The organism is Bacillus thuringiensis (genome assembly GCF_001182785.1).
GTDB lineage: Bacteria > Bacillota > Bacilli > Bacillales > Bacillaceae_G > Bacillus_A > Bacillus_A thuringiensis_S.
This window is the reverse complement of record NZ_CP012099.1, coordinates 4,022,977-4,046,528: the sequence shown is the minus strand read 5'-3', so window position 1 is coordinate 4,046,528 and position 23,552 is coordinate 4,022,977. Positions and strand designations below refer to the sequence as shown.

The following is a 23,552-nucleotide window of genomic DNA, read 5'->3' as shown; positions in this document are numbered from 1 at the left end:
GGGAGAAAGGCGATGTCCATTGATGTTGGATTAATATTTCAAATCGCCGGAATCGGCATTGTTTTAGCTTTCATTCATACTGTACTAAAAGAATTAAAGCGGGAGGATATTGCAAATTGGGTTATCCTTGTCGGTTTTGTCGTCATTTTATTTCATGTTGCATTTTTAATTAATACGCTATTTGACAAGATTAAAAGTGTCTTTCTCTTCCAGTAAAGGAGGCGGTTCGAATCGAAATTATACAAATTGTCGGATTAGGCCTCGTTGCTACGTTTTTAGCTGCTGTTTTGAATCAGCATAAATCTAGTATTACATCTTTATTTATTGTGTTCGTAGGTAGCGTGATGTTTCTTATTTTAATCGATCAAATTCATTCCATTTTACAAATGATTGAGAGAGTAGCAAGTGAAGCGAAAGTTAGTAACGTCTACGTGGAAACGTTACTAAAGATTATTGGAATTGCTTATATTGCTGAGTTTGGAGCCCAAATTACAAAAGATGCTGGTCAAGGTGCCATCGCTTCGAAAATTGAACTTGCTGGGAAAATCTTAATTCTCGTTATGGCGATTCCTATTTTGACGGTTGTAATTGAAACTATTCTCGGATTTTTACCGACGGGATAAGGGGGAGTGAATGTTGAGGAGGTTTGGAGCTAAGCTGCTATTTGCTTGCTTCCTTTTCTTTTCTTTACCGGTTGTTGTACAAGCTTCTCCTGTAGAAACAAACGTCGTTGATCAACAATTGGATAAGCTCGGAATTGAAGATGTGAAGCAATTTTGGGACGGGCTTGTTACAAAATATGGAGGCTATTTGCCAGAGAGTCAAAAAGGGAGCTTTATGGAGTTTGTAAAGGGAGAAAAAGAATTCTCTCTAAAAGAGTGGATGATAGGGTTATTAAAATATTTATTTCATGAGCTTGCTGCTAATGGAAAACTGCTTGGCACACTTATTATGCTCACAATCTTTAGTGCATTGTTGCAATCACTGCAATCCGCTTTTTCAAAAAGTAGCGTAAGTAAAATTGCTGATGCTGTTGTATATATGGTACTTATTATTTTTGCTTTAAATAGTTTTTATGTCGTTATGACATATGCAAGAGAAACGATACAAACAATGGTAGATTTCATATTAGCGTTATTGCCAATTTTGCTGGCGCTTATAGCAACTGGGGGCGGGGTTGTATCTGTATCATTTTTTCATCCGGTTATCATTTTCTTAATGAATACGAGTGGGCTTCTTATGAATTATATCGTTCTACCACTTTTATTACTGGCAACGATATTAAGTATTGTAAGTACAATGAGTGATCAATATAAAGTGACGAAATTATCCAAGCTTCTGCAAAACGTTAGCGTAGGGATTATCGGTGTCTTTTTAACAATTTTTTTAGGAGTATTATCTGTACAAGGAACAGCAACAGCCGTTGCTGATGGAATAGCTGTGAAAACTGCTAAATTTGTAACAGGAAACTTCATTCCAGTAGTTGGAAGGATGTTTACGGAAGCGGCAGATACTGTTATTAGCGCATCAGGATTATTGAAAAACACAGTCGGAATTATTGGGCTCGTCATTTTATGTTTAATTGTTGCTTTTCCAGCGATTCAAATTTTCTGTATCGCATTTATTTATAAATTCGCAGCAGCAGTATTGCAACCGGTTGGCGGCGGAGCAATTATTCAATGCTTAGACATTATTGGACGAAGTATCATTTACGTATTTGCTTGCTTAGCTATCGTATCATTTATGTTCTTTTTAAGTATTACAATTATTATTGCTGCGGGGAATATTACACTTATGATGCGGTAGGAGGTGAAGAGTATGCAATTTGTTACAGAGTGGATCAGAAATATTATCGTTTTTTTGCTCTTAGCGACAATGCTTCATCTTATTCTTCCAAATTCGAATTTGCAAAAGTACGTTAAATTCGTTGTAAGTCTTTTGTTAGTTGTATTAATTTTAACGCCTCTTTTTAAACTATTGCAGACAGATGTAAATGAAGTAATTGCAAATTTTAATGAAGAAAAGTACGTAGCAGAAGGATCTGTAAAAAATTCAATAGATTCGAAGAAAAAAGAAATACAAGCTCTAACACGTGCATATAGTTTAGAAGAGATGGCTACCAAAATGAAAAAAGAAGTAGGAAAAGAGTTTGAGAAAAAGTATGGTATGACTGTCTCTGAAATACAAATAGTCGCAGCAGAAAATATAGAAGAAGTAAAGTCAGCGAAAGATATTCAATCTGTTGTTGTGACGTTGAAAGAAAAAGAACGTAGTAAAAATGATGCAATTGAAACAGTAAAGCCAATTGAAATTAACACGAAAGAGCCTCCAAAAAAAGTGGAAGAAACGAATGTAGAAATGAAAGATTTCTTTTCAAGCAGGTGGCAACTAGAGGGTAAACAAATCCAAGTTCAAATGGAAGGGAGGACAGGTAGAGTAAATGGACAATAAAGATAAAAATTCGAAGTTCTCATTTTTTCGAAACTTATTGAATGGGGATCAAAAAGAAAGCAACGAGAAGGGTAAAAAGGTAACACCTAAGTTTTTACTTGTCCTACTCATACTTGGAATTTTGCTTATGTTTTCTAGTAGTCTCTTTTCAAGTAAAAAAGAAGAAGTACCTGTATTTAAAGAACAAAAAACTCAAAACCAAGAAAAAGACGTACCAACTTTTGGACAAAAAAGTAATGATAGTATGTCAAATGTAGAAAAATATGAAAAAGCGTATGAACAAGAATTAAAAGCTGCTTTAGAAGAAATAGCAGGAGTAAAAGACGTAACGATTAAGGTGAATTTAGATTCATCTGAAGAAAAAATTTTAGAAAAAAATACAGTGAAACGCTCACAAACAACAGGTGAAACAGATAAAACAGGCGGTAAGAGGGAAGTAGAGGACGAGTCTCTTGATGAAAAGACTGTCATTATACGTGAAGGTGATAAAGAAACTCCCGTTGTTTTACGGACAGAGAAGCCGAAAGTACGTGGTGTTCTTGTCGTAGCAAAGGGAGTGGATAATATACAAGTTAAAGCAATGGTAAAAGAAGCTGTGATAAGGCTGCTAGATGTACCGGCCCATCGCGTTTCAGTTTCACCGAAAAATTGATAGGGAGGAAATAAAGTGTTAAAAAAACAAACAGTTTGGCTATTAACGATGTTAAGTTTAGTTGTTGTACTATCGGTGTATTACGTGACAACTCCTGACAAAATGAATACAGCATCGCCAGCAACAGGTGAAAAGATTGGACAAGAAAAACAAGGTACTGATAAAGCAGTAACAAACGAAGCACCTAAAGAAACTCCGAAAAAAGAAAATACAAGCAAGGAAACAACGAATAAAGAAACAGACAAAAAAGAAAATACTAAAAAAGAAACAAGTAAAAAAGAGGGCAATGTATCAGTTCAATCAAGTGATGAGAATTTCACAGCTTTACGTATGCAAATGGAAGATCAACGTAGTGAAGCGAAAGCGAAATTACAAGAAGTGATGAATTCTTCGAAATCTTCAGCAACAGAAAAGAGTAAAGCGAAAGATAACTTTGATGCAATCACTACAATGGAAACGAAGCAAGAATTACTTGAGACAGTAATTAAATCTCAAGGAGGATATCCAGATGCTCTTGTAAGAGCTGATGGTACTGATATTAGAGTAACGGTTAAAGCGGCAAAACATTCACAGAAAGAAGCAAATAAAATTATTCAACTTGTAAGAAGTGAAGGCGGATCAAAAGATGTAGGTGTGAAATTTGATCCACCAGCGAAATAAGTGAAACTTTAATCCGCAGGGATTTCCCTGCGGATTATTATCTTTTACTAAGCAAAGGGTATGCAAATAGTAAAATAGAGTATGTAAGTAAATGTGTGAATAGAAAAAAGCTATCATTTTCGATAGCTTTTTTCTATTTCGTCTTTGTAGTTATTTTTACTATGTTCAACTCGGAATGGAGAAACACGTTGCGAGTAAAAGATTAATGGTTCATGGTACTGATGATTACTTTTTCCGGATTTGACGTGGATGCAAAGAACACATGCCCAAACGATTACGGCAGGTAAAAAGAGAATGAGCCATATCATATTTCCACACCTCGACACAATATATTTTCTACACTTTGAACATACTATTCTTATATGAAGGAATGATGAACGGCGTGTAAACAAAAAAATAATATTTGGTAAAAATATGTTATTGACTATAGGTGTGGTGAAGAGTAGAGAGGGAATGGCATGTTTGCTGTGTAACGTTTTGCTAAAGTAGTGAATGTTTTTTAAGAAGTGGTCTTGCCAATTTCATGTGAAACTTGGTATTATTACTAGGTATTAAATTTTTATTGGAATAATATTTTTACAGGAGTTTCGATTTATTATAAAGAAATATAAATTGGAATGTTTAAAAAATTTATCGTAAGATGGAAATAGTAAATATTTCTATTAGTTAATGAAATATATTTTCTAATAGAATACATCGTATTTTTACAGTCAATCTAGTTTTCGTGACGAGAATCTGTAAAAACGGGACAAACAAGAGTATGGGAGTGGATTTTACATGTTTAAAATTCAAGAAGTTCGTGAATTAATTAAATTAATTGATAGCTCTAATATTGATGAATTTGAATACAAAAAAGACGGTACAACAATCAAAATGAAAAAGCGTGGTAATGAAGTTGTTGCTGTGCAAGCACCTGCAGCAAAACAAGCTATGCAACCAGTAGCGCCTGTTGAAGTTGAAACGACAGTAGCAGCAGCGCAAGCAGAAGCACCAAAACAAGAAGAGAAGAAAACTGTGCAAGATGAAAATCTACATAAGATCACATCACCGATGGTAGGTACATTCTATTCTTCTTCTTCGCCTGATACACCTCCATATGTAAGTGTTGGGGATAGAGTATCGAAAGATTCTATCGTATGTATTGTCGAGGCTATGAAGTTATTTAACGAAATTGATGCTGATGTAGAGGGCGAAATTGTTGAAATTCTTGTTAATAACGGACAGCTTGTTGAATATGGACAACCGCTATTTCTTGTAAAAGCGTAATAAGGGAGTCTTTGTGATGATAAAAAAAGTATTAATAGCCAATCGTGGGGAAATTGCTGTACGAATTATTCGTTCTTGTAAAGAAATGGATATTGAAACAGTTGCAATTTATTCAGAAGCAGATAAAGAGTCACTTCACGTACAGATTGCAGACGAGGCGTATTGTGTAGGACCAACGATTTCGAAAGAAAGCTATTTAAATTTGACGAACATTATTAGCGTTGCGAAGTTAACAGGCTGCGATGCTATTCATCCGGGATACGGATTTTTAGCAGAGAATGCAGATTTCGCAGAGTTATGCCGTGAATGTAACTTGATTTTTATCGGTCCAAGTCCAGAAGCTATTTCAAAGATGGGCACAAAAGACGTTGCTCGTGATACAATGAAAGAAGCAGGGGTTCCGATTGTACCAGGTTCACAAGGAATTATTAAAAATACCGAAGAAGCGATCGAGCTTGCTAATCAAATTGGATATCCAGTTATTATTAAAGCGACTGCAGGTGGCGGCGGAAAAGGTATTCGTGTTGCACGCCATGAAGAAGAGCTTATAAAAGGAATTCAAATTACACAACAAGAAGCTAGTACCGCTTTTGGGAACCCTGGTGTATACTTAGAAAAGTACGTTGAAGATTTCCGCCATGTTGAGATTCAAATAATGGCAGATACACACGGAAATGCCATTCATTTAGGAGAGCGTGATTGTACAATTCAGCGCCGTTTGCAAAAACTATTAGAAGAAAGTCCATCACCTGCACTTGATGAAGATATTCGCAAGCAGATGGGCGAAGCGGCAGTTAAAGCGGCGGTAGCGGTTGATTATACAGGTGCTGGTACGGTTGAGTTTATTTATGAATATAAAACGAAAACCTTTTATTTCATGGAGATGAATACGAGAATTCAGGTTGAGCATCCGGTTACTGAAATGGTAACGGGAATGGACTTAATTAAAGAACAAATTCTTGTTGCTTCAGGAGAAAAGTTATCGTTACAGCAAGAAGAAGTACAATTTAATGGTTGGGCAATTGAATGTCGAATTAATGCGGAAAACCCTGCCAAAAAATTTATGCCATCTCCAGGTAAAGTAGAAATGTACTTACCACCAGGAGGATTTGGTATTCGCGTCGATTCAGCTGTATATCCGGGATATTCAATCCCACCTTTCTATGATTCGATGGTTGCTAAATTAATTGTTCACGGAAAAACACGTGAAGAGGCAATTGCAAAAATGAAGCGCGCACTTAGTGAATTTGTCATTGAAGGCGTACATACAACAATCCCGTTCCATTTGCAATTGCTAGATCATCCTGATTTTGTAAAAGGTGAGTTTAATACGAAATTTTTGGAAGAGCATGAACTTGTGACGCAGTGATACATTAAAGGAGGTTTTTTTCATGGCTGAACATATGTTAGATATGGGTCAAGATACAACTCTTGGTAAAGTAGAAATTGCACCAGAAGTAATTGAAGTAATTGCAGGTATTGCAGCTGCTGAAGTAGAAGGTGTAGCGGCAATGCGCGGTAATTTTGCTACAGATGTTGTTGAGAAGTTAGGTAAGAAAAATCACGGTAAAGGTGTAAAGGTTGAATTAGCAAACGAAGATATTATCGTTGACCTTTATGTTGTAATGTATTTTGGTGTAGCAATTCCAGTTGTTGCACAAAAGATTCAAGACAATATTCGCCAAGCACTCTTTACAATGACAGGACTTGAGCCAAAAGAAGTGAATGTTCACATCGTTGGCGTAACATTCGAAACACAAAAAACAGAAATCGAACCAGTGTAAGAATGAAAAGGTGCCTAGTAACATAGGCATCTTTTTTATCGTTTCATTTCTTCACAAATTACAACCCTCTAATTATTATACTATTTCAAAAAATAAGAAATAAACAAGAAGATGTGTCGTTTTTCCAAAAAACGTACATTGTGATAAGATATGGAACTTGAAGTTAATCTTTTTATTATTTTTCAGCCTTGTAACCCGTGTGTGAAACGATAAATTGTGTTATTATCATTGTATTATAAGGTTGGAAAATCAATGAAAACTGTAAGAGTAAGTGAATTGACGGCTTATAAATTATAATAATATAACAAAGTATAAGGAAAGACTTGAAGCATAAAGGAGAGTTACAATGAAACGTAGGACGGCTAGAGAAAGAGCAATGCAAGCATTATACCAAATGGATATTACAGGTGAATTAGAACCGAAAGTAGCAGTGGAAAACACGCTAGATGAAGGCGAAGAAACAAATGAGTTTCTAGAGTCACTTGTAGTAGGTTTTGTAGAAAATAAAGAAGCAATTGATGAAGCGATTCGTCAAAACTTAAAAAAGTGGAAGCTTGAGCGTATTAGTATTGTTGATCGCAGTATTTTACGTGTAGCTGTGTATGAAATGAAATACATGGAAGAAATTCCACACAACGTAACAATTAACGAAGCAATTGAAATTGCTAAAACATTTGGGGATGAGGAATCTCGTCGTTTTATTAACGGCGTTTTATCTAATATAAAAGATACACTGTAAATTCTTTAAGGGGGAATCTTAAAATGGTAGCAGTAATCATCAAAGGAAATGAAGTTGCGGAGAAAAAACGAGCACAATTAACAGAAGAAGTTGTGAAGTTGAAAGAGCAAGGTATTGTACCAGGATTAGCAGTTATTTTAGTTGGAGAAGATCCAGCATCTCGTTCTTATGTGAAAGGAAAAGAAAAAGGCTGTGAACAAGTAGGGATTTACTCAGAGCTAATTGAACTTCCTGAAACAATTACTGAGGAACGTTTGCTTGCTGAAATCGATCGCTTAAATGGCGATGACCGTATTAATGGCATATTAGTGCAATTACCTTTACCAAAACATATTGAAGAAAAAGCTATCATTGAAAGAATTTCACCAGAAAAGGATGTAGACGGATTTCACCCAATCAGCGTGGGACGTATGATGACGGGACAAGATACATTCCTTCCATGTACACCGCATGGTATTGTAGAATTAGTAAAAGAAACAAATCTTGATATTTCTGGAAAACATGTAGTAGTAATTGGAAGAAGTAATATTGTCGGTAAACCAGTGGGGCAATTGTTTTTAAATGAAAATGCAACTGTCACATATTGTCATTCTAAGACGCAAAATATGAAAGAGTTATCGAAGTTAGCTGATATTTTAATCGTAGCTGTTGGACGACCTAAAATGATAACAGCGGATTATATTAAAGAAGGAGCGGTTGTAATTGACGTTGGTGTTAACCGTTTAGAAACAGGAAAACTTTGTGGTGATGTTGACTTTGACAACGTGTTAGATGTTGCGGGTTACATTACACCTGTGCCAAAGGGTGTTGGTCCAATGACAATCACAATGCTTCTTCATAATACTGTTGAATCTGCAAAACGTGAAGGTGTCGTTTGTAAATAATTTGAGTCGGCTATGAGGAGAGAGAAATGGAGAAGCAATATTTAACCGTTACAGCGTTAACACGCTATATAAAAACAAAAATAGAATATGATCCGCATTTGCAGTCTGTTTGGTTAAAAGGTGAAATTTCCAACTTTAAAAATCATAGCCGTGGCCACATGTATTTTACATTGAAAGATGAAAATGCAAGAATCGCAGCGGTTATGTTTGCGGGTCATAATCGTAATATTAAATTCAAACCTGAAAATGGGATGAAGGTACTCGTGAAAGGGAAAATCTCTGTTTACGAGGCGAGTGGTTCTTATCAAATTTATATTCAAGACATGCAGCCTGACGGAGTCGGAAATTTACATTTAGCGTACGAACAGTTAAAAGTTCGTTTAGAAGAAGAAGGACTTTTTTCTCAAGTTTATAAAAAAACAATTCCTCCTTACGCTAAAACAATAGGTGTAATTACGTCGCCAACAGGAGCAGCGATTCGTGATATTATAACAACGATTAAACGTCGTTATCCAATTGGGAATGTTATTGTATTTCCGGTACTTGTACAAGGGGAGTCAGCGGCTCCCTCGATTGTACAAGCGATTCGTACAGCGAATGAAATGGGAGAGATAGATGTACTAATCGTTGGTCGTGGTGGAGGTTCTATTGAGGAATTATGGGCTTTCAATGAGGAAATGGTTGCAAGAGCAATCTTTAAGAGTGAAATTCCTATTATTTCGGCAGTAGGCCATGAAACGGATTTTACAATCGCAGATTTTGTTGCAGATTTACGCGCGCCAACACCGACTGCAGCAGCTGAGCTAGCAGCACCTAACATTATAGAGTTACAAGAAAAGGTATTACAAAGAACTCTGAGATTGCAAAGAGCAATGAAAGAGTTAGTACATAAAAAAGAAGAAAAACTACAAGTGTTGCAAAAATCGTATGCGTTCCGTTATCCAAGACAAGTATATGAGCAAAAGGAAGAGCAATTAGATAGAGCGCTAGAACAGCTTGTTTTAGCGAAAGAGCGCTATATTGATAAAAAGGTGAATCAGTTAAAGCAACTTTCATTTTATTTAGAGAAGCACCACCCATCTCAAAAAATTATGCAAACGAAGGTAGCTGTTGAAACGTTGCAAAAGCAATTACAACGTGAAATGCAAACGTTACTTCAAACGAAAGAATTTGCTTTTGTAAGAGCTGCTCAAAAACTTGAAGCGTTAAGTCCGCTTAAAGTAATGATGAGAGGGTACGGGCTTGTATATGATGAAGAGAAGCAAGTGTTAAAAAGTGTGAAAGATGTAAGCCTTGGAGATGCTGTTTCAGTTCAATTACAAGATGGAATACTAGATTGTAGTGTATCAGGCATAGAGGAGCGTGAATTGAATAATGGAAAATAAATTAAGCTTTGAAGAGGCAATTTCGCAACTTGAGCATCTTGTTTCTAAGCTAGAACAAGGTGACGTACCTTTAGAAGAAGCGATTTCTTATTTTAAAGAGGGTATGGAATTATCTAAGCTTTGTGATGAGAAGTTGAAGAATGTACAAGAACAAATGGCAGTTATTCTTGGGGAAGATGGAGAGCTTGAACCGTTTACTGCTTTAGGAGATGAAGCATAGTGACGATTGCTTTTGATACTTTTTTGAAGGAAAGTAAAACTTTCGTAGAAGAGAAACTTGTAAGCTATGCAAATGAATTACAATGTCCAAATGTACTTCGTGAAGCGATGGCATATTCTTTGGAAGCGGGTGGAAAACGTCTCCGCCCGTTACTTTTGTTTGCAACATTACAAGCGTTTGGGAAAGAAAGAAATCTTGGAGTAGGTGCAGCTTGTGCTCTTGAAATGATTCATACATATTCGTTAGTTCATGACGATTTACCTTGTATGGATGATGATGATTTAAGAAGAGGAAAGCCCACAAATCACAAAGTATTTGGTGAAGCGATGGCAGTTTTAGCAGGAGATGGCTTATTGACGTATGCTTTTCAAGTTATTATGGCATATGAACAAAAAGAAATTTCAGCCGAAAAAAAAGTAAGACTTGTACTTGAACTTGCAAAAGCAGCAGGACCAGAAGGAATGGTTGGCGGACAAGTGGCAGATATGGAAGCTGAAGGGAAACGCCTTACGATTGATGAATTGGAGTACATCCATAAACATAAGACCGGAAAACTGCTTGAATTTGCTGTACTTGCGGGTGCGATACTTTCTGATGCGACAGAAGAGCAAGAAGAAAGGTTGCTTACGTTTGCCAAATATATCGGTCTAGCTTTCCAAATTCGAGATGATATTTTAGATGTCGAAGGAACCGAAGAAGAGATTGGAAAACCGATTGGTAGCGATCTTTCTAATGAAAAGAGCACATATACGACGTTGTTTACTGTAGATAGAGCAAAGGATATTTTAGAAGAAACAATTGCAGAAGCAAAAGGTGCGATTAGCTCCTTGCAATTACAAGATGAATATTTACTATCTATTTGCGATTTGATTGCAAAACGTAATAACTAATATAACAGCGTTTTCATTTGTTGAGTCATTCATCATTTTATGATATAAATGTAGGAAAAGGTTTTTCTTTTCTTGTTATTGGCAAAAATATATGTAGATTACATTGCCGTTATCACTTCGTGTTAGCGGCTATTTTTTTCATCGCCTAAAGAAATATGGTTTATAATAGGATTAAGGCGCAATAGACTGGTTAATAGCGGGACAAGACGAAAAATAGAAAAGAGAATTTCTTGTTTTGTGTAAATGTTTTTTATAATATTTGACATGTTGACAGATTATGAAATGAAAGTGAGTGATCCATGTGGATCTAACGCAAATTCAAAACCCTAGTTTTTTGAAAGATATGTCTATCAGTGAACTAGAGGGATTGAGTGAGGATATTCGTAAGTTTTTAATTGAAGAGCTCTCTCAAACAGGTGGACATATTGCACCTAATTTAGGTGTAGTAGAACTCACAATTGCTCTGCATAAATTATTTGATAGCCCGCAAGATAAATTTTTATGGGATGTAGGACATCAATCCTATGTACATAAAATTTTAACTGGACGCGCGAAAGAGTTTGGTACATTAAGGCAATATCAAGGTCTATGTGGTTTTCCGAAACGTTGCGAAAGTGAGCACGATGTATGGGAAACTGGTCATAGCTCAACGTCGTTATCGGCTGCAATGGGAATGGCTCTGGCACGTGATTTAAAGAAAACGAAAGAATATGTTATACCAATTATTGGGGATGGTGCTTTAACAGGCGGAATGGCTTTAGAGGCATTGAACCATATTGGACATGAAAAAACAGACATGATTGTTATTTTGAATGATAATGAAATGTCGATTGCACCAAACGTTGGTGCGCTTCATAATGTACTCGGTCGTTTACGTACAGCAGGAAAATATCACTGGGTAAAAGATGAATTAGAGTATATATTAAAGAAAATCCCAGCAGTTGGTGGGAAAGTGGCTGCGACAGCAGAGAAAATAAAAGATAGTCTTAAATATTTACTAGTATCTGGTGTCTTTTTCGAAGAGTTAGGCTTTACATATTTAGGTCCAGTCGATGGGCATGATTATGAAAAGTTATTCGAAACGTTGCAATATGCAAAGAAAACAAAAGGTCCAGTACTTGTTCACGTTATTACGAAAAAAGGAAAAGGTTATAAACCGGCTGAGAGTGACGTTATTGGAACTTGGCATGGAACAGGACCTTATAAAATTGAATCAGGTGACTTCGTTAAGCCGAAAGAAGTTGCACCAGCATGGAGTGCTGTTGTTAGTGAAACAGTACTTAAGCTAGCGAGAGCGGATGAGCGTATCGTAGCAATTACACCTGCAATGCCTGTTGGATCAAAACTTGAGAAATTCCAAAAAGAATTCCCAGATCGTATGATTGATGTAGGTATTGCAGAGCAGCATGCTACAACAATGGCAGCAGGTATGGCAACGCAAGGAATGAAGCCATTCTTAGCAATTTATTCGACATTTTTACAAAGAGCATATGACCAAGTTGTTCATGATATATGCCGCCAAAACTTAAATGTTTTCATCGGAATAGATCGCTCGGGATTAGTAGGAGCAGATGGTGAAACGCATCAAGGTGTATTTGACATCTCATTCTTACGTCACTTGCCAAATATGGTGCTTATGATGCCGAAAGATGAAAATGAAGGGCAACATTTAGTTTATACGGCAATGCAATATGAAGATGGACCAATCGCACTGCGTTATGCGCGCGGTAATGGACTTGGCGTTCCTATGGATGAAGAATTAAAGGCGATTCCAATCGGTACGTGGGAGACGTTAAAAGAGGGTACACAAGCAGCTATTTTAACGTTTGGTACGACAATACCAATGGCAATGGAAGCCGCTGAGCGTCTTGAAAAAGCTGGAGTTTCAGTGAAAGTAGTGAATGCTCGCTTTATTAAACCAATGGATGAAGCATATTTACATGATCTTCTAGGAAAGAATATACCGATTTTAACGATTGAAGAAGCTTGTTTAATCGGTGGTTTTGGAACAGGAGTAGTTGAATTTGCATCTGAAAATGGTTACCATAGTGCATTAGTTGAACGAATGGGTATTCCAGACCGCTTCATAGAGCACGGAAGTGTAACAAAATTATTAGAAGAAATTGGTTTAACGACAGATGCTGTTGTAGACCGTATTCATACAATGATTCCATCAAAACAAAAAAGGGCGTAACAAATGAGCGTAAAAAAAGAAAGAGTAGATGTACTATTAGTAGAGCGAGGACTTATAGAAACGCGTGAGAAAGCAAAGCGCGCCGTTATGGCCGGACTCGTATATGCAAATGAAATGAGACTTGATAAGCCAGGAGAGAAAATCTCGCAAGATACTGAGATTACGGTGAAGGGGCAAGTTATGCCGTATGTAAGTCGTGGTGGTTATAAACTTGAAAAGGCATTAGAGACATTTCATCTTGATTTACAAGATAAAGTTATGATAGATATTGGTTCATCAACTGGTGGCTTTACAGATTGCGCACTTCAAAATGGAGCGAAATTATCTTATGCATTAGATGTAGGATACAATCAACTAGCGTGGAAATTACGTCAAGATGAGCGTGTTGTTGTAATGGAACGAACAAACTTCCGTTACGTGACACCAGCAGACTTAGAACGTGGTTTACCTCAATTTGCAAGTATTGATGTTTCATTTATATCATTAAAGCTTATACTGCCGGTTTTAAAAACAATGCTTATGCCTAACGGAGATGTAGCAGCATTAATTAAACCGCAGTTTGAAGCTGGAAGAGAGCAAGTTGGGAAAAAAGGTATCGTTCGTGATAGAAAAGTACATGAAGCTGTTGTGGAAATGATTGTCGATTTTGCTTTAAAAGAGGGCTATGATGTGGAAGGTTTAACATTCTCACCAATTACGGGTGGGGATGGTAATATTGAATTTTTAATTCATCTGAAATGGCATGGTGAACGTGAGAATGGCGAAAATCATTCTCCGATTTCTATAGAGCAAGTTGTTACAGAAGCGCATGACGTTCTAAAACAAAAAGGGAAAGGGGAATAACATATGTTGTTCCTCTTTTTGTTGTAATTGTATAATGATTGTAAAAACAATTGTGTACAAGAAACGAATTATAAGTTAACATAAATAAGTGAAGTATACCAATGTTTAAACTATGGTAAGAGATAGTGTGAGGTGCAAATGTATGAATAAAGGTCAGCGCCATATTAAAATCAGGGAAATTATTGCAAACAAAGAAATTGAAACACAAGATGAATTAGTTGATATTTTACGTAATGAGGGATTTAATGTAACGCAAGCAACAGTATCGCGCGATATTAAAGAACTGCACTTAGTGAAGGTGCCATTACATGATGGGCGCTATAAATATAGCTTGCCAGCCGATCAACGATTTAACCCGTTACAAAAATTAAAACGAAATCTAGTGGATTCATTTGTAAAATTAGACACGGCAGGACATATGCTTGTGCTAAAAACATTGCCTGGTAACGCTCATTCACTTGGAGCACTTATTGATCATTTAGAGTGGGATGAGATCATCGGAACCATCTGTGGTGATGATACTTGCTTAATTATTTGCCGTACACCTGACGATACAGGTGTTGTCTCTGATCGTTTCTTAAATATGTTGTAACAAAAAATCTTGTTTGCTTTCCATCGTAAAGTGGGAAGTGAACAAGATATTTTTATTGGTTAAAAATATGATTTTTCTAATTGTAATATAATATTTTGTATGCATAAAGTTAGAAAATAGATGGATTGACCCGTAAAACAAATGTTTGGTACAATGAAGCGGGTTAGAAGAGTATATACATACAAATATATAGCATGATTATTTGAATGAAGAACTGAGAAAATCCTTTAGTAAGGGATTATTTTATAACGAGGTGAATGGGGCATTGTTATCGGAATTATCGATTAGAAACTTTGCTATTATTGAAGCATTAAATATTTCTTTTCAAAAAGGTTTAACGGTTTTAAGCGGTGAAACAGGGGCCGGAAAATCGATTATTATTGATGCAATTAGTTTACTTGTAGGTGGCCGTGGGTCAGCAGAGTTTGTTCGATATGGAACAGAAAAGGCTGAGATTGAAGGGCTGTTTTATGTTGAAGATGAGAAGCATCCATGTATTGAAAAGGCAGAAGAGTTAGATATAGAAATAGAAGATGGCATGATTATTTTGAAGCGTGATATTGCTGCGAACGGGAAGAGTGTATGTCGTGTAAATGGGAAGCTTGTTACACTTAGCATATTAAAAGAAATTGGGAAAACACTTGTTGATATTCATGGACAGCATGAAACGCAAGATTTAATGAATGAAGAACGACATCTGTTTATGCTTGATCACTTTGATGGGGATCGAATCGTTAAACAACTAGACATATATCAAAATGTATACGCTGACTATGAAAAATTAAAAAAACAATTAAAATCGTTAAGTGAAAATGAACAACAAATGGCACATCGCTTAGATTTAATTCAATTTCAGCATGAAGAAATTCGCAAAGCTGATTTAAAGATGGATGAAGAAAATGAATTAACTGAGGAACGATTGCAAATTTCTAATTTTGAAAAGATTTATAAAGCATTAGGTGATGCATATCGTTCGTTAAGTGCTGACGGACAAGGATTAGATAATGTAAGAAGCGCAATGGGACAAATGGAAAGTATTACACATTTAGATGAAATGTATCAAGAGAATCATGATTCAATTGCAAATAGCTATTACTTGTTAGAAGAGGTTGCATATCAACTGAGAGAAAAGCTCGATATGATGGAATATGATCCAAATCGTTTAGATGAAATCGAAACACGTTTGAATGAAATTCGTATGCTGAAGAGAAAATATGGAAATACTGTAGAAGAGATTTTAGCGTATGCTGATAAAATTGAACAGGAAATTTTTACGATTGAAAATAAAGACGTTCATATTGAAACGACGAAGAAACAGTTGAAGGAATTAGAAAGTGTTATTCTGAAAGAAGCAACGTTGTTAAGTAATATGCGTCATGAGCTTGCAGAACATCTTACAAATGCAATTCATCAGGAATTAAAAGAATTATATATGGAAAAAACGAAATTTGAAGTGAGAATTATGAAGAGAGAAGGAAATGCAGAAGAGCCCCTTGTGGAAGGTGCACCGGTAAGACTTACGGCGGATGGTTACGATCATGTGGAATTTTATATTTCAACGAACCCAGGAGAGCCGTTAAAACCACTTTCAAAGGTTGCTTCTGGCGGAGAGTTATCTCGTATCATTTTAGCTTTAAAAAGCATTTTTTCTAAGCATCAAGGGGTTGCATCTGTTATTTTTGATGAAGTGGATACGGGTGTAAGTGGCCGGGTTGCACAGGCTATTGCGGAAAAAATTTATCGAGTATCAGTAAACTCGCAAGTACTTTGTATTACGCACTTACCTCAAGTAGCTTCAATGGCGGATTCGCATTTATTTATTCGAAAACAAGTAGCGAATGATCGGACAATTACATCAGTTACTGTTTTAACTATGGAGGATAAAGTAACAGAAATAGCTCGAATGATTTCTGGTGTGGAAATTACAGATTTAACGACAGAGCATGCGAAAGAATTACTTACGCAAGCGCATCATTTTAAACAGACAGCAGAGGCTATCCAGTAATGGATAGCTTTTTTTCTCAAATGACGATTTCTTAATTCTTCCGGTTATAAATAAAGCACTGCAAGGAGAGATTAAAAAGTGAAGCCAAAAGGCTGAATGTGGGGTAGGAGCGAGGAGAGTGAACAAGTTGAAATTAGAAAAATTTCGAAAAATAATAGGTCTTTGTCTCCTTGTTTCTTTAGTTTTTATTGGATGTTTTAAACCGCTTCGAACGTTTATTTCATCACCGAAACAACTTGTTGTTTTTGAGGGACAACAATCAGAAATATCATCATTACCAGTTTTCAAAGCTTCATCCACAAATCGTCATGTGTTTACAGTGAGTTCGAATGAACAAAAACAAGGACTTATGGTAAATTCTCATCAAAATGGTGAAGCTGATATGGTATTTCAGCTTGCTGGTTTTCCAGTGAAAAAAGTAAATGTGAAAGTGTTAAAAGATTTTAAGGTGATTCCAGGTGGACAATCAATTGGTGTGAAATTAAATACAAAAGGTGTACTTGTTGTAGGCCATCATTTAATTCAAACTGAAAAAGGTAAAATATCTCCTGGTGAAACAGCAGGTGTACAAATTGGAGATATGATTACTGAAATTAATGGTAAAACAATTGAAAGAATGAGTGATGTAGCACCGTTTATTCATAATAGTGGAGAAACAGGTGAACCGCTTAATCTTGTATTGTTAAGAGATGGAAAATATATTCGCACGAAACTAACGCCACAAAAAGACAACGGTGAGTCGTCTTATCGAATTGGCTTGTATATTCGTGATTCGGCAGCTGGAATTGGAACAATGACATTTGTTCATCCGGATTCTATGAAATACGGGGCGCTTGGTCATGTTATTTCTGATAATGATACAAAAAAGCCGATTCAAGTCGAAGATGGACAAATTATGCGCTCGACAGTTACATCAATTGAAAGAGGTAGTCATGGGAATCCAGGGGAGAAATTAGCAAGATTCTCACCTGATCGTGAAGTGATTGGCAATATTACAATTAATAGTCCATATGGTATTTTTGGAAAATTAAATACAAATATGAAAAACGGTATAATGGATAAAGCAATGCCTATCGCATTATCTCATCAAGTAAAAGAAGGGCCGGCAAAAATATTAACAGTTATTGATCAAGATAAAGTAGAAGCGTTTGATATTGAAGTTGTTAGTACAGTGCAGCAAAAATTTCCAGCCACAAAGGGTATGGTCATAAAAGTAACAGATAAGCGCCTATTAGCGAAAACGGGCGGTATCGTACAAGGAATGAGTGGAAGTCCAATTGTACAAAATGGAAAAGTGATTGGTGCTGTTACACATGTATTTGTAAATGATCCAACATCAGGATATGGTGTTCATATTGAATGGATGTTACATCAAGCTGGAATTAATATTTATGATCAAGAGAAAAAAGCGAGCTAATACATATTAGCTCGTTTTTTCTGTTGAAAAATTCGTTGAAATTTTGTAAAAGCTCCGCAAGAGGTGTTTTTTGTTGTAAAATAAAAGAAAAGGGTTGAACGTTTCGTTGTATTTCTATGATGGAATGTGTTGCGAAAGGGAATAAATGAACGATAAACATATTTTTTTGTGATTTTATCGGAAAGTAAGAAACTTTAAAAGGGAATTTTCACACAATTGTCGAACAATTCATGTAGCCTAGAAGGATACACATGTCGGAGAATCGATTCGGTAAGGGAGGAAAAGCTGTGGAGAAAATTAAAGTATGTCTTGTGGATGATAATAAAGAACTAGTATCAATGTTAGAGAGCTATGTAGCCGCTCAAGATGATATGGAAGTAATCGGTATTGCTTATAATGGTCAAGAGTGTTTAAACTTATTAACAGATAAGCAACCTGATGTACTCGTTTTAGACATTATTATGCCACATTTAGATGGGTTAGCTGTATTGGAAAAAATGCGACATATTGAAAGGTTAAGACAGCCTAGCGTAATTATGTTGACAGCATTTGGGCAAGAAGATGTGACGAAAAAAGCAGTTGACTTAGGTGCCTCATATTTCATATTAAAACCATTTGATATGGAGAATTTAACGAGTCATATTCGTCAAGTGAGTGGTAAAGCAAACGCTATGATTAAACGTCCACTACCATCATTCCGATCAGCAACAACAGTAGATGGAAAACCGAAAAACTTAGATGCGAGTATTACGAGTATCATTCATGAAATTGGTGTACCCGCTCATATTAAAGGATATATGTATTTACGAGAAGCAATCTCCATGGTATACAACGATATCGAATTATTAGGATCGATTACGAAAGTATTGTATCCAGATATCGCAAAGAAATATAATACCACAGCAAGCCGTGTGGAGCGCGCAATTCGTCACGCGATTGAAGTAGCGTGGAGCCGTGGTAATATTGATTCTATTTCATCCTTATTTGGCTATACAGTATCCATGTCAAAAGCAAAACCTACGAACTCTGAGTTTATCGCAATGGTTGCGGATAAACTGAGACTTGAACATAAAGCTAGCTGAGAGTAAAGATAGTAAGGGTTTACTCTTTAGCTAAGCCGACAAATTCTTGAAATCTATACTTAATATCAATTTTAAAACCAATAAACTTTTCACTCAATGACCAATGAATTTTATGATTCGTTGGTCTTTTTATTTTGTTGAGAAAAAGAGATTATTTCATACCATGGAAAATAAAACCTATTTTTAGTAATATTACATATAAGTGAGTTTTTTATAAGGTAATTAAATAGGTATAGATAGGGAGAAGGGGAATGAAAAATAAAATTTTAACTTGGTTAGGAATAGTAGCAGCTATGGGAGTTCTTGCTGTAGCAGTTACATTTGGAATGTTAGAACTTGCCGATAATCCAGCTGATAAAGAGGTGAGTGCTCAAATAGACAAAAAAGAAGACCAAACGATAGTAGGTAGAGAGGTAGATGGAGTCTTTGTTGATGTGTATGTTACTGAAAATTCTACTGAAAGCGAAGTCATTACAGCGATGCATCACATGACTCATCAAAAAGTGGTGGCAGAACGAAAATCGGGCTCTATCCCAATGGTTCAAAATAATGCTAAAAAATTAAAAGAAATCATAAATAAGAGTAGCTTTGCGAAGAAAAATGAGCTATTAGCAATTGCTGATAGATGGGTGAAAAAAGATTTTAGTAAAATTGTAGAAGATCACAATTATTTCTCGGATGCTCAAGAAGATAGCGTTTGTAAAGCAACTAGAGCAATGGATGCGTTAGAAGAGCAACATTATATTTTAACTACATTCGGGGAGGAAAAGGCGAAAGAACTATACGAATCAGGGGATGCTCCGCACGTTCAATAAAAAATAATATAAAGGCTTTCTAGTTTTGTATTATCGTGTTTTAAGGATGCAATGGGGACTTATAAATAAATAGTCTACTTTCTTTATGACTTGTAACAAAAAAGAAAAGATATGATTCATTATTAAATGATGAAGGAACGGCTAAATTGCACCGAAGTACATCTATTGAAGAATTTTAGTAGGGAAAGTATCCATGGTATAATGGAGGGAAATAAAAAGCCCTGCAAAACAGGACTGTATTATTCTTCGTCTTTATTTTGTTTTTCTAATTCAACTAGCTTTTGAATTAAAATGTGCTGCGGCATATGCATGAGTTGTTCAAGTGGAACACCTAGTGCTTTTGATAAGCGGACTGCAGTATCTGGAGAAATTTGTAATGGTCTCATAGAAGTACCTCCTTTTTCGTATAGTATAGCATAAGATTGGGGGAGTGAGGATGACTCTTATATTTGCACATCGTGGTGCGGCTGGAACGTACCCAGAAAATACAATGATTTCGTTTGAAGCGGCTGAGTCTTCTAGAGCGGATGGAATTGAACTTGATGTTCAATTAACGAAAGATGGAAAAGTTGTCGTCATTCATGATGAAACAGTGGACCGGACAACAAATGGAAAAGGTGCGGTTCGGAATTATGTATATGAGGATTTATGTAAGTTAGATGCAAGTTATAAATTTAGTGATAAAGTAGGTTTTTGCAAAATACCACTTTTAGAAGAGGTATTAGAATGGCTTGAACGAACGAGTTTGCTACTTAATATTGAACTTAAAAATAATAAAATTCCATACAGAGGTTTAGAGGAAGAAGTAATAACGCTTGTACGGAAATTTAGTTTAGAGGATCGCGTTATATTTTCTTCGTTTAATCACTACAGTATGAAACGGTGCCATATGATGGCTCCTGATATTCAAACAGCTATTTTATATCGCGAAGGTTTGCATAGTCCGTGGGCATACGCGAAAAAAATGGGAGCTACAGCAGTACATCCGAATTATCGTTATCTTCAAGATGCTATTGCTGAACTAACGATGGAAAGTGGTGTAGAGGTTCGCCCTTATACAATTAATGAAGAAACGCTTATGCGTAAATATTTTGATATGAATATATCGGCGATTATTACTGATTACCCTGAAACGGCAAGAACGTTATTGCCGATAAAAAAATGAGACCGCGTGTAACGGTCTCATTTTTTTATTTATAAATAGTGGGGCCTTCCTATCTTCTGAAGCGAGCTTGTACTTTATTTCGTTTGCGATCTCGGTGTACGACGAAGCCACCAAAGATATAAAACCCGAGCCCGAAGCAGAGAGCGCCGATTAAAAATTGTAACCACAGTATAGAGATTGGTGGAAATAGAATCCCGAATACAGTATCTCTCATTAACTTTATACCAAACACAGCTAATGAAATAGGGATGAGTGCTAATAGTAGAGCAACGTAACGCTGCATACATAACGCTCCTTTTCAGATTATTTCGTATATTTTAATGATGTTATATGGAAAGGTGGTTTGTCAAGAGGTTGCTGAACGAGTAAGATAAAGGTGTGAAAAAATTTGCAGAGCTACTTCGAGAGGAAGTGTAATATATGAAACAAAAAGTATTAATTGTTGGTGCAGGTGAAGGCGGGAGCGCACTGCTGAATCTGTTACAAAGTTCGAATATATTTCAAATTATAGGGATTATTGATATAAATCCGGTGGCAAAAGGATTACAAATTGCTAAGGAATATGGGATTGCAATTGGAGAAAGTGTAACTCCATTTCTTTCTATGCATGTCGATGTAATATTTGATATGACAGGTGAAGATGATGTACATAAAGTTTTATTGGAAAAAAAGAAAAAAGACACTCTTCTTATACCAGGTGATATTGCAAAAATTGTTACAGGATTAGCGCATGAGAAGGAAGGGTTAATTGGGCGGTTAGAGGAACAAACGCAACAAGGAGAATTAATTTTAAATTCTACGCATGACGGCATGATCGTAATTGATCGAGAGGGACAAGTTCGTCTTTTTAATAAAAGTGCAGAGCGTATTATCGGATATAAAAAAGAAGAGGCGATAGGAAAATATATTTTAGAAGTCATTCCCACTAGTAAATTACTTCGCATTATACGTACGAAACAAATAGAAGTAAATTATGAACTAACATTAGAGAATGGAAAGAAAATTATTACAACGCGTATACCGATATTAAAAGAGGGCGGAGAGGTACAAGGGGCATTTGCAATTTTTAAAGATATAACAGAAGTTGTAGATTTAGCGGAAGAAGTTACAGACTTAAAAGAAATTCAAACACTATTAGAGGCAATTATTAACTCATCTGAAGAAGCGATTTCGGTTGTGGATGAAAAAGGAAGAGGTTTAGTCATTAACCCGGCATATACGAAATTAACGGGTTTAACAGAAGAAGATATTATTGGGAAGCCTGCTACAACTGATATTGTAGAAGGCGAAAGTATGCATATGAAAGTACTTCGAACGCGTCGTGCAGTGCGCGGAATACATATGAAGATTGGACAAAAAAAGCGCGATGTAATTGTAAACGTAGCACCAGTTATTGTGGATGGAATATTGAAGGGAAGCGTCGGTGTTATCCGTGACGTGTCGGAAATTCAAAAGTTAACAAATGAATTGAATAGAGCAAGGCAAATTATTCGCACATTAGAAGCAAAATATTCATTTGATGATATTGTCGGAAATTCAGATGAAACAACGGCAGCTATCGAACAGGCGAAGCTAGGAGCGAATACACCAGCAACAGTACTGTTACGCGGTGAATCTGGGACTGGTAAAGAATTGTTTGCACATGCAATCCATAATGGAAGTAATCGAAAATATAATAAGTTCGTCCGTGTAAACTGTGCGGCCATTTCGGAGACGTTGTTAGAAAGTGAATTATTTGGTTATGAGGAAGGGGCGTTTTCTGGAGCGAAAAGAGGCGGGAAACGTGGGTTCTTTGAGGAAGCGAATAACGGTAGTATTTTTTTAGATGAAATAGGGGAGTTATCTGCAAATACACAAGCGAAACTCCTTCGTGTATTGCAGGAAAAAGAAATTGTAAAAGTTGGTGGAACGAAAGCGATACCCATTAATGTTCGAGTAATTGCAGCGACACATGTGAATTTAGAAAAGGCTATTCTAGAAGGGAAGTTTAGGGAGGATTTATATTATCGATTAAATAAAATTCCAATTCAAATTCCATCTCTTCGTCAACGTAAAGGAGATATACCGAAAATTGCGGACAGGTTGATTCAAAAAATTAATCAAGATTATGGTCGTAATGTAGAAGGGCTCACTGATTCAGCTATTTTATATTTACAATCATACGAATGGCCAGGAAATGTGAGAGAACTTGAAAATATTTTAGGACGAGCGATTATTTTTATGAATTATAACGAGATCTATATTGATGTACAACATTTACCGCCATTACATAATGAAGAGCAGGTGGAGTCAAAGCAATCTCATTTATTACCTGAATTAGAAGAAAAGCCACTTGAACATTTAGTAACAGAGTTTGAAGGGAATATTATTCATGAATATTTGGAGAGATTTGATGGGAATAAAACACAAACTGCAAAAGCATTAGGAATTTCCGTTCGAAATTTATATTATAAGCTAGAAAAGTATGACCATGCAAAAAATAGCATGCAATAAATTGCGTACCGTGCA

Annotated in this window: 26 protein-coding genes; 23 read left to right on the top strand and 3 right to left on the bottom strand. The window is 36.1% G+C overall.

The features are described 5' to 3' along the window. Positions 1-12 precede the first annotated feature (12 nt). The 6 genes from spoIIIAC to AC241_RS20750 are packed head-to-tail and all read left to right on the top strand — an operon-like array spanning position 13 to position 3,763. Positions 13-216, top strand: coding sequence for a stage III sporulation protein AC (spoIIIAC, locus tag AC241_RS20775; RefSeq protein WP_000020914.1), 204 nt, complete (start codon positions 13-15; stop codon positions 214-216). A 23-nt stretch (positions 217-239) separates the two neighbouring features. After that, positions 240-623, top strand: coding sequence for a stage III sporulation protein AD (gene spoIIIAD, locus AC241_RS20770; protein ID WP_077393170.1), 384 nt, complete (start codon positions 240-242; stop codon positions 621-623). A 10-nt stretch (positions 624-633) separates the two neighbouring features. After that, entirely contained in the window at positions 634-1,806 is a 1,173-nt protein-coding gene (spoIIIAE, locus tag AC241_RS20765) for a stage III sporulation protein AE (RefSeq protein ID WP_000946113.1), read from the top strand. Between the two features lie 12 nt (positions 1,807-1,818). Next, positions 1,819-2,451: a stage III sporulation protein AF gene (gene spoIIIAF, locus AC241_RS20760; protein ID WP_029443282.1), complete on the top strand. Its 633-nt coding sequence runs from the start codon at positions 1,819-1,821 to the stop codon at positions 2,449-2,451. Beyond that, positions 2,441-3,103, top strand: coding sequence for a stage III sporulation protein AG (gene spoIIIAG / locus AC241_RS20755; protein WP_000368888.1), 663 nt, complete (start codon positions 2,441-2,443; stop codon positions 3,101-3,103). Before spoIIIAF ends, spoIIIAG begins: the two co-directional genes overlap by 11 nt. Before the next feature lie 15 nt (positions 3,104-3,118). Then, complete coding sequence (locus AC241_RS20750) at positions 3,119-3,763, top strand: SpoIIIAH-like family protein (RefSeq protein WP_000914711.1); 645 nt, start codon at positions 3,119-3,121, stop codon at positions 3,761-3,763. 113 nt (positions 3,764-3,876) lie between these two features. Here the strand turns inward: AC241_RS20750 and AC241_RS20745 are convergent, their stop codons facing one another. After that, positions 3,877-4,071, bottom strand: coding sequence for a hypothetical protein (locus AC241_RS20745; protein ID WP_002000935.1), 195 nt, complete (start codon positions 4,069-4,071; stop codon positions 3,877-3,879). Between the two features lie 469 nt (positions 4,072-4,540). On the opposite strand from AC241_RS20745, the gene accB reads away from it, so the two are divergent. The 15 genes from accB to AC241_RS20665 all read left to right on the top strand — a co-directional run bounded on the left by accB (position 4,541) and on the right by AC241_RS20665 (position 19,879). Continuing rightward, positions 4,541-5,029, top strand: coding sequence for an acetyl-CoA carboxylase biotin carboxyl carrier protein (accB, locus tag AC241_RS20740; RefSeq protein WP_000472863.1), 489 nt, complete (start codon positions 4,541-4,543; stop codon positions 5,027-5,029). A 16-nt stretch (positions 5,030-5,045) separates the two neighbouring features. Beyond that, on the top strand, positions 5,046-6,398 hold the full coding sequence (gene accC / locus AC241_RS20735) for an acetyl-CoA carboxylase biotin carboxylase subunit (RefSeq protein ID WP_050844507.1): 1,353 nt from the start codon (positions 5,046-5,048) through the stop codon (positions 6,396-6,398). A 22-nt stretch (positions 6,399-6,420) separates the two neighbouring features. Beyond that, on the top strand, positions 6,421-6,813 hold the full coding sequence (locus AC241_RS20730) for an Asp23/Gls24 family envelope stress response protein (protein ID WP_000807630.1): 393 nt from the start codon (positions 6,421-6,423) through the stop codon (positions 6,811-6,813). 346 nt (positions 6,814-7,159) lie between these two features. Continuing rightward, positions 7,160-7,552: a N utilization substance protein NusB gene (gene nusB, locus AC241_RS20725; protein ID WP_000830247.1), complete on the top strand. Its 393-nt coding sequence runs from the start codon at positions 7,160-7,162 to the stop codon at positions 7,550-7,552. A gap of 23 nt (positions 7,553-7,575) precedes the next feature. After that, the gene (folD, locus tag AC241_RS20720) at positions 7,576-8,436 is read left to right on the top strand and encodes a bifunctional methylenetetrahydrofolate dehydrogenase/methenyltetrahydrofolate cyclohydrolase FolD (protein ID WP_029443281.1); all 861 of its coding nucleotides are present in this window, start codon (positions 7,576-7,578) and stop codon (positions 8,434-8,436) included. Positions 8,437-8,462: 26 nt separating this feature from the next. Beyond that, positions 8,463-9,821, top strand: coding sequence for an exodeoxyribonuclease VII large subunit (gene xseA, locus AC241_RS20715; protein ID WP_016080322.1), 1,359 nt, complete (start codon positions 8,463-8,465; stop codon positions 9,819-9,821). Next, positions 9,811-10,041: an exodeoxyribonuclease VII small subunit gene (gene xseB, locus AC241_RS20710; protein WP_000428423.1), complete on the top strand. Its 231-nt coding sequence runs from the start codon at positions 9,811-9,813 to the stop codon at positions 10,039-10,041. Before xseA ends, xseB begins: the two co-directional genes overlap by 11 nt. After that, entirely contained in the window at positions 10,041-10,931 is an 891-nt protein-coding gene (gene ispA, locus AC241_RS20705) for a (2E,6E)-farnesyl diphosphate synthase (RefSeq protein WP_029443280.1), read from the top strand. The genes xseB and ispA overlap by 1 nt, the downstream gene beginning before the upstream one ends. Before the next feature lie 301 nt (positions 10,932-11,232). Then, complete coding sequence (gene dxs, locus AC241_RS20700) at positions 11,233-13,125, top strand: 1-deoxy-D-xylulose-5-phosphate synthase (RefSeq protein ID WP_016080324.1); 1,893 nt, start codon at positions 11,233-11,235, stop codon at positions 13,123-13,125. A 3-nt stretch (positions 13,126-13,128) separates the two neighbouring features. Beyond that, positions 13,129-13,968 (top strand): TlyA family RNA methyltransferase, encoded by an 840-nt coding sequence (locus AC241_RS20695; protein ID WP_016080325.1) that lies wholly within the window; start codon positions 13,129-13,131, stop codon positions 13,966-13,968. Positions 13,969-14,110: 142 nt separating this feature from the next. Further along, a complete protein-coding gene (gene argR / locus AC241_RS20690) occupies positions 14,111-14,560 on the top strand; it encodes an arginine repressor ArgR (protein WP_001032580.1) in 450 nt (149 codons plus the stop codon). A 265-nt stretch (positions 14,561-14,825) separates the two neighbouring features. Next, the gene (recN, locus tag AC241_RS20685; protein ID WP_029443279.1) at positions 14,826-16,565 is read left to right on the top strand and encodes a DNA repair protein RecN; all 1,740 of its coding nucleotides are present in this window, start codon (positions 14,826-14,828) and stop codon (positions 16,563-16,565) included. A gap of 118 nt (positions 16,566-16,683) precedes the next feature. Then, positions 16,684-17,982 (top strand): SpoIVB peptidase, encoded by a 1,299-nt coding sequence (gene spoIVB, locus AC241_RS20680; RefSeq protein ID WP_002000940.1) that lies wholly within the window; start codon positions 16,684-16,686, stop codon positions 17,980-17,982. A 287-nt stretch (positions 17,983-18,269) separates the two neighbouring features. Then, positions 18,270-19,064 (top strand): sporulation transcription factor Spo0A, encoded by a 795-nt coding sequence (gene spo0A / locus AC241_RS20670; protein ID WP_042969082.1) that lies wholly within the window; start codon positions 18,270-18,272, stop codon positions 19,062-19,064. Between the two features lie 251 nt (positions 19,065-19,315). Continuing rightward, positions 19,316-19,879 (top strand): PRK06770 family protein, encoded by a 564-nt coding sequence (locus AC241_RS20665; RefSeq protein ID WP_016080328.1) that lies wholly within the window; start codon positions 19,316-19,318, stop codon positions 19,877-19,879. Positions 19,880-20,118: 239 nt separating this feature from the next. Here AC241_RS20665 and AC241_RS20660 read toward each other — a convergent pair whose 3' ends face one another. Beyond that, the gene (locus AC241_RS20660) at positions 20,119-20,265 is read right to left on the bottom strand and encodes a YycC family protein (protein WP_001247671.1); all 147 of its coding nucleotides are present in this window, start codon (positions 20,263-20,265) and stop codon (positions 20,119-20,121) included. Between the two features lie 50 nt (positions 20,266-20,315). Here AC241_RS20660 and AC241_RS20655 point away from each other — a divergent pair, with 50 nt between their 5' ends. After that, positions 20,316-21,044 (top strand): glycerophosphodiester phosphodiesterase, encoded by a 729-nt coding sequence (locus AC241_RS20655; RefSeq protein ID WP_050844505.1) that lies wholly within the window; start codon positions 20,316-20,318, stop codon positions 21,042-21,044. A gap of 49 nt (positions 21,045-21,093) precedes the next feature. On the opposite strand, the gene AC241_RS20650 is transcribed toward AC241_RS20655, so the two are convergent. Continuing rightward, positions 21,094-21,327 (bottom strand): DUF2627 domain-containing protein, encoded by a 234-nt coding sequence (locus AC241_RS20650; RefSeq protein ID WP_001190212.1) that lies wholly within the window; start codon positions 21,325-21,327, stop codon positions 21,094-21,096. Positions 21,328-21,464: 137 nt separating this feature from the next. Here AC241_RS20650 and AC241_RS20645 point away from each other — a divergent pair, with 137 nt between their 5' ends. Next, the gene (locus AC241_RS20645) at positions 21,465-23,537 is read left to right on the top strand and encodes a sigma-54 interaction domain-containing protein (RefSeq protein WP_050844504.1); all 2,073 of its coding nucleotides are present in this window, start codon (positions 21,465-21,467) and stop codon (positions 23,535-23,537) included. Positions 23,538-23,552: the final 15 nt, after the last annotated feature.

Bases quoted from the DNA above. Each gene is read 5' to 3' on its own strand.
- spoIIIAE (WP_000946113.1), top strand. From the start codon at position 634: ATGTTGAGGAGGTTTGGAGCTAAGCTGCTATTTGCTTGCTTCCTTTTC.
- AC241_RS20730 (WP_000807630.1), top strand. From the start codon at position 6,421: ATGGCTGAACATATGTTAGATATGGGTCAAGATACAACTCTTGGTAAA.
- spoIIIAF (WP_029443282.1), top strand. From the start codon at position 1,819: ATGCAATTTGTTACAGAGTGGATCAGAAATATTATCGTTTTTTTGCTC.
- argR (WP_001032580.1), top strand. From the start codon at position 14,111: ATGAATAAAGGTCAGCGCCATATTAAAATCAGGGAAATTATTGCAAAC.
- xseA (WP_016080322.1), top strand. From the start codon at position 8,463: ATGGAGAAGCAATATTTAACCGTTACAGCGTTAACACGCTATATAAAA.
- spoIIIAC (WP_000020914.1), top strand. From the start codon at position 13: ATGTCCATTGATGTTGGATTAATATTTCAAATCGCCGGAATCGGCATT.
- AC241_RS20660 (WP_001247671.1), bottom strand. From the start codon at position 20,265: ATGAGACCATTACAAATTTCTCCAGATACTGCAGTCCGCTTATCAAAA.
- accB (WP_000472863.1), top strand. From the start codon at position 4,541: ATGTTTAAAATTCAAGAAGTTCGTGAATTAATTAAATTAATTGATAGC.
- spoIIIAG (WP_000368888.1), top strand. From the start codon at position 2,441: ATGGACAATAAAGATAAAAATTCGAAGTTCTCATTTTTTCGAAACTTA.
- AC241_RS20650 (WP_001190212.1), bottom strand. From the start codon at position 21,327: ATGCAGCGTTACGTTGCTCTACTATTAGCACTCATCCCTATTTCATTA.
- xseB (WP_000428423.1), top strand. From the start codon at position 9,811: ATGGAAAATAAATTAAGCTTTGAAGAGGCAATTTCGCAACTTGAGCAT.
- AC241_RS20665 (WP_016080328.1), top strand. From the start codon at position 19,316: ATGAAAAATAAAATTTTAACTTGGTTAGGAATAGTAGCAGCTATGGGA.
- AC241_RS20695 (WP_016080325.1), top strand. From the start codon at position 13,129: ATGAGCGTAAAAAAAGAAAGAGTAGATGTACTATTAGTAGAGCGAGGA.
- AC241_RS20655 (WP_050844505.1), top strand. From the start codon at position 20,316: ATGACTCTTATATTTGCACATCGTGGTGCGGCTGGAACGTACCCAGAA.
- accC (WP_050844507.1), top strand. From the start codon at position 5,046: ATGATAAAAAAAGTATTAATAGCCAATCGTGGGGAAATTGCTGTACGA.
- folD (WP_029443281.1), top strand. From the start codon at position 7,576: ATGGTAGCAGTAATCATCAAAGGAAATGAAGTTGCGGAGAAAAAACGA.
- AC241_RS20645 (WP_050844504.1), top strand. From the start codon at position 21,465: ATGAAACAAAAAGTATTAATTGTTGGTGCAGGTGAAGGCGGGAGCGCA.
- nusB (WP_000830247.1), top strand. From the start codon at position 7,160: ATGAAACGTAGGACGGCTAGAGAAAGAGCAATGCAAGCATTATACCAA.
- AC241_RS20745 (WP_002000935.1), bottom strand. From the start codon at position 4,071: ATGATATGGCTCATTCTCTTTTTACCTGCCGTAATCGTTTGGGCATGT.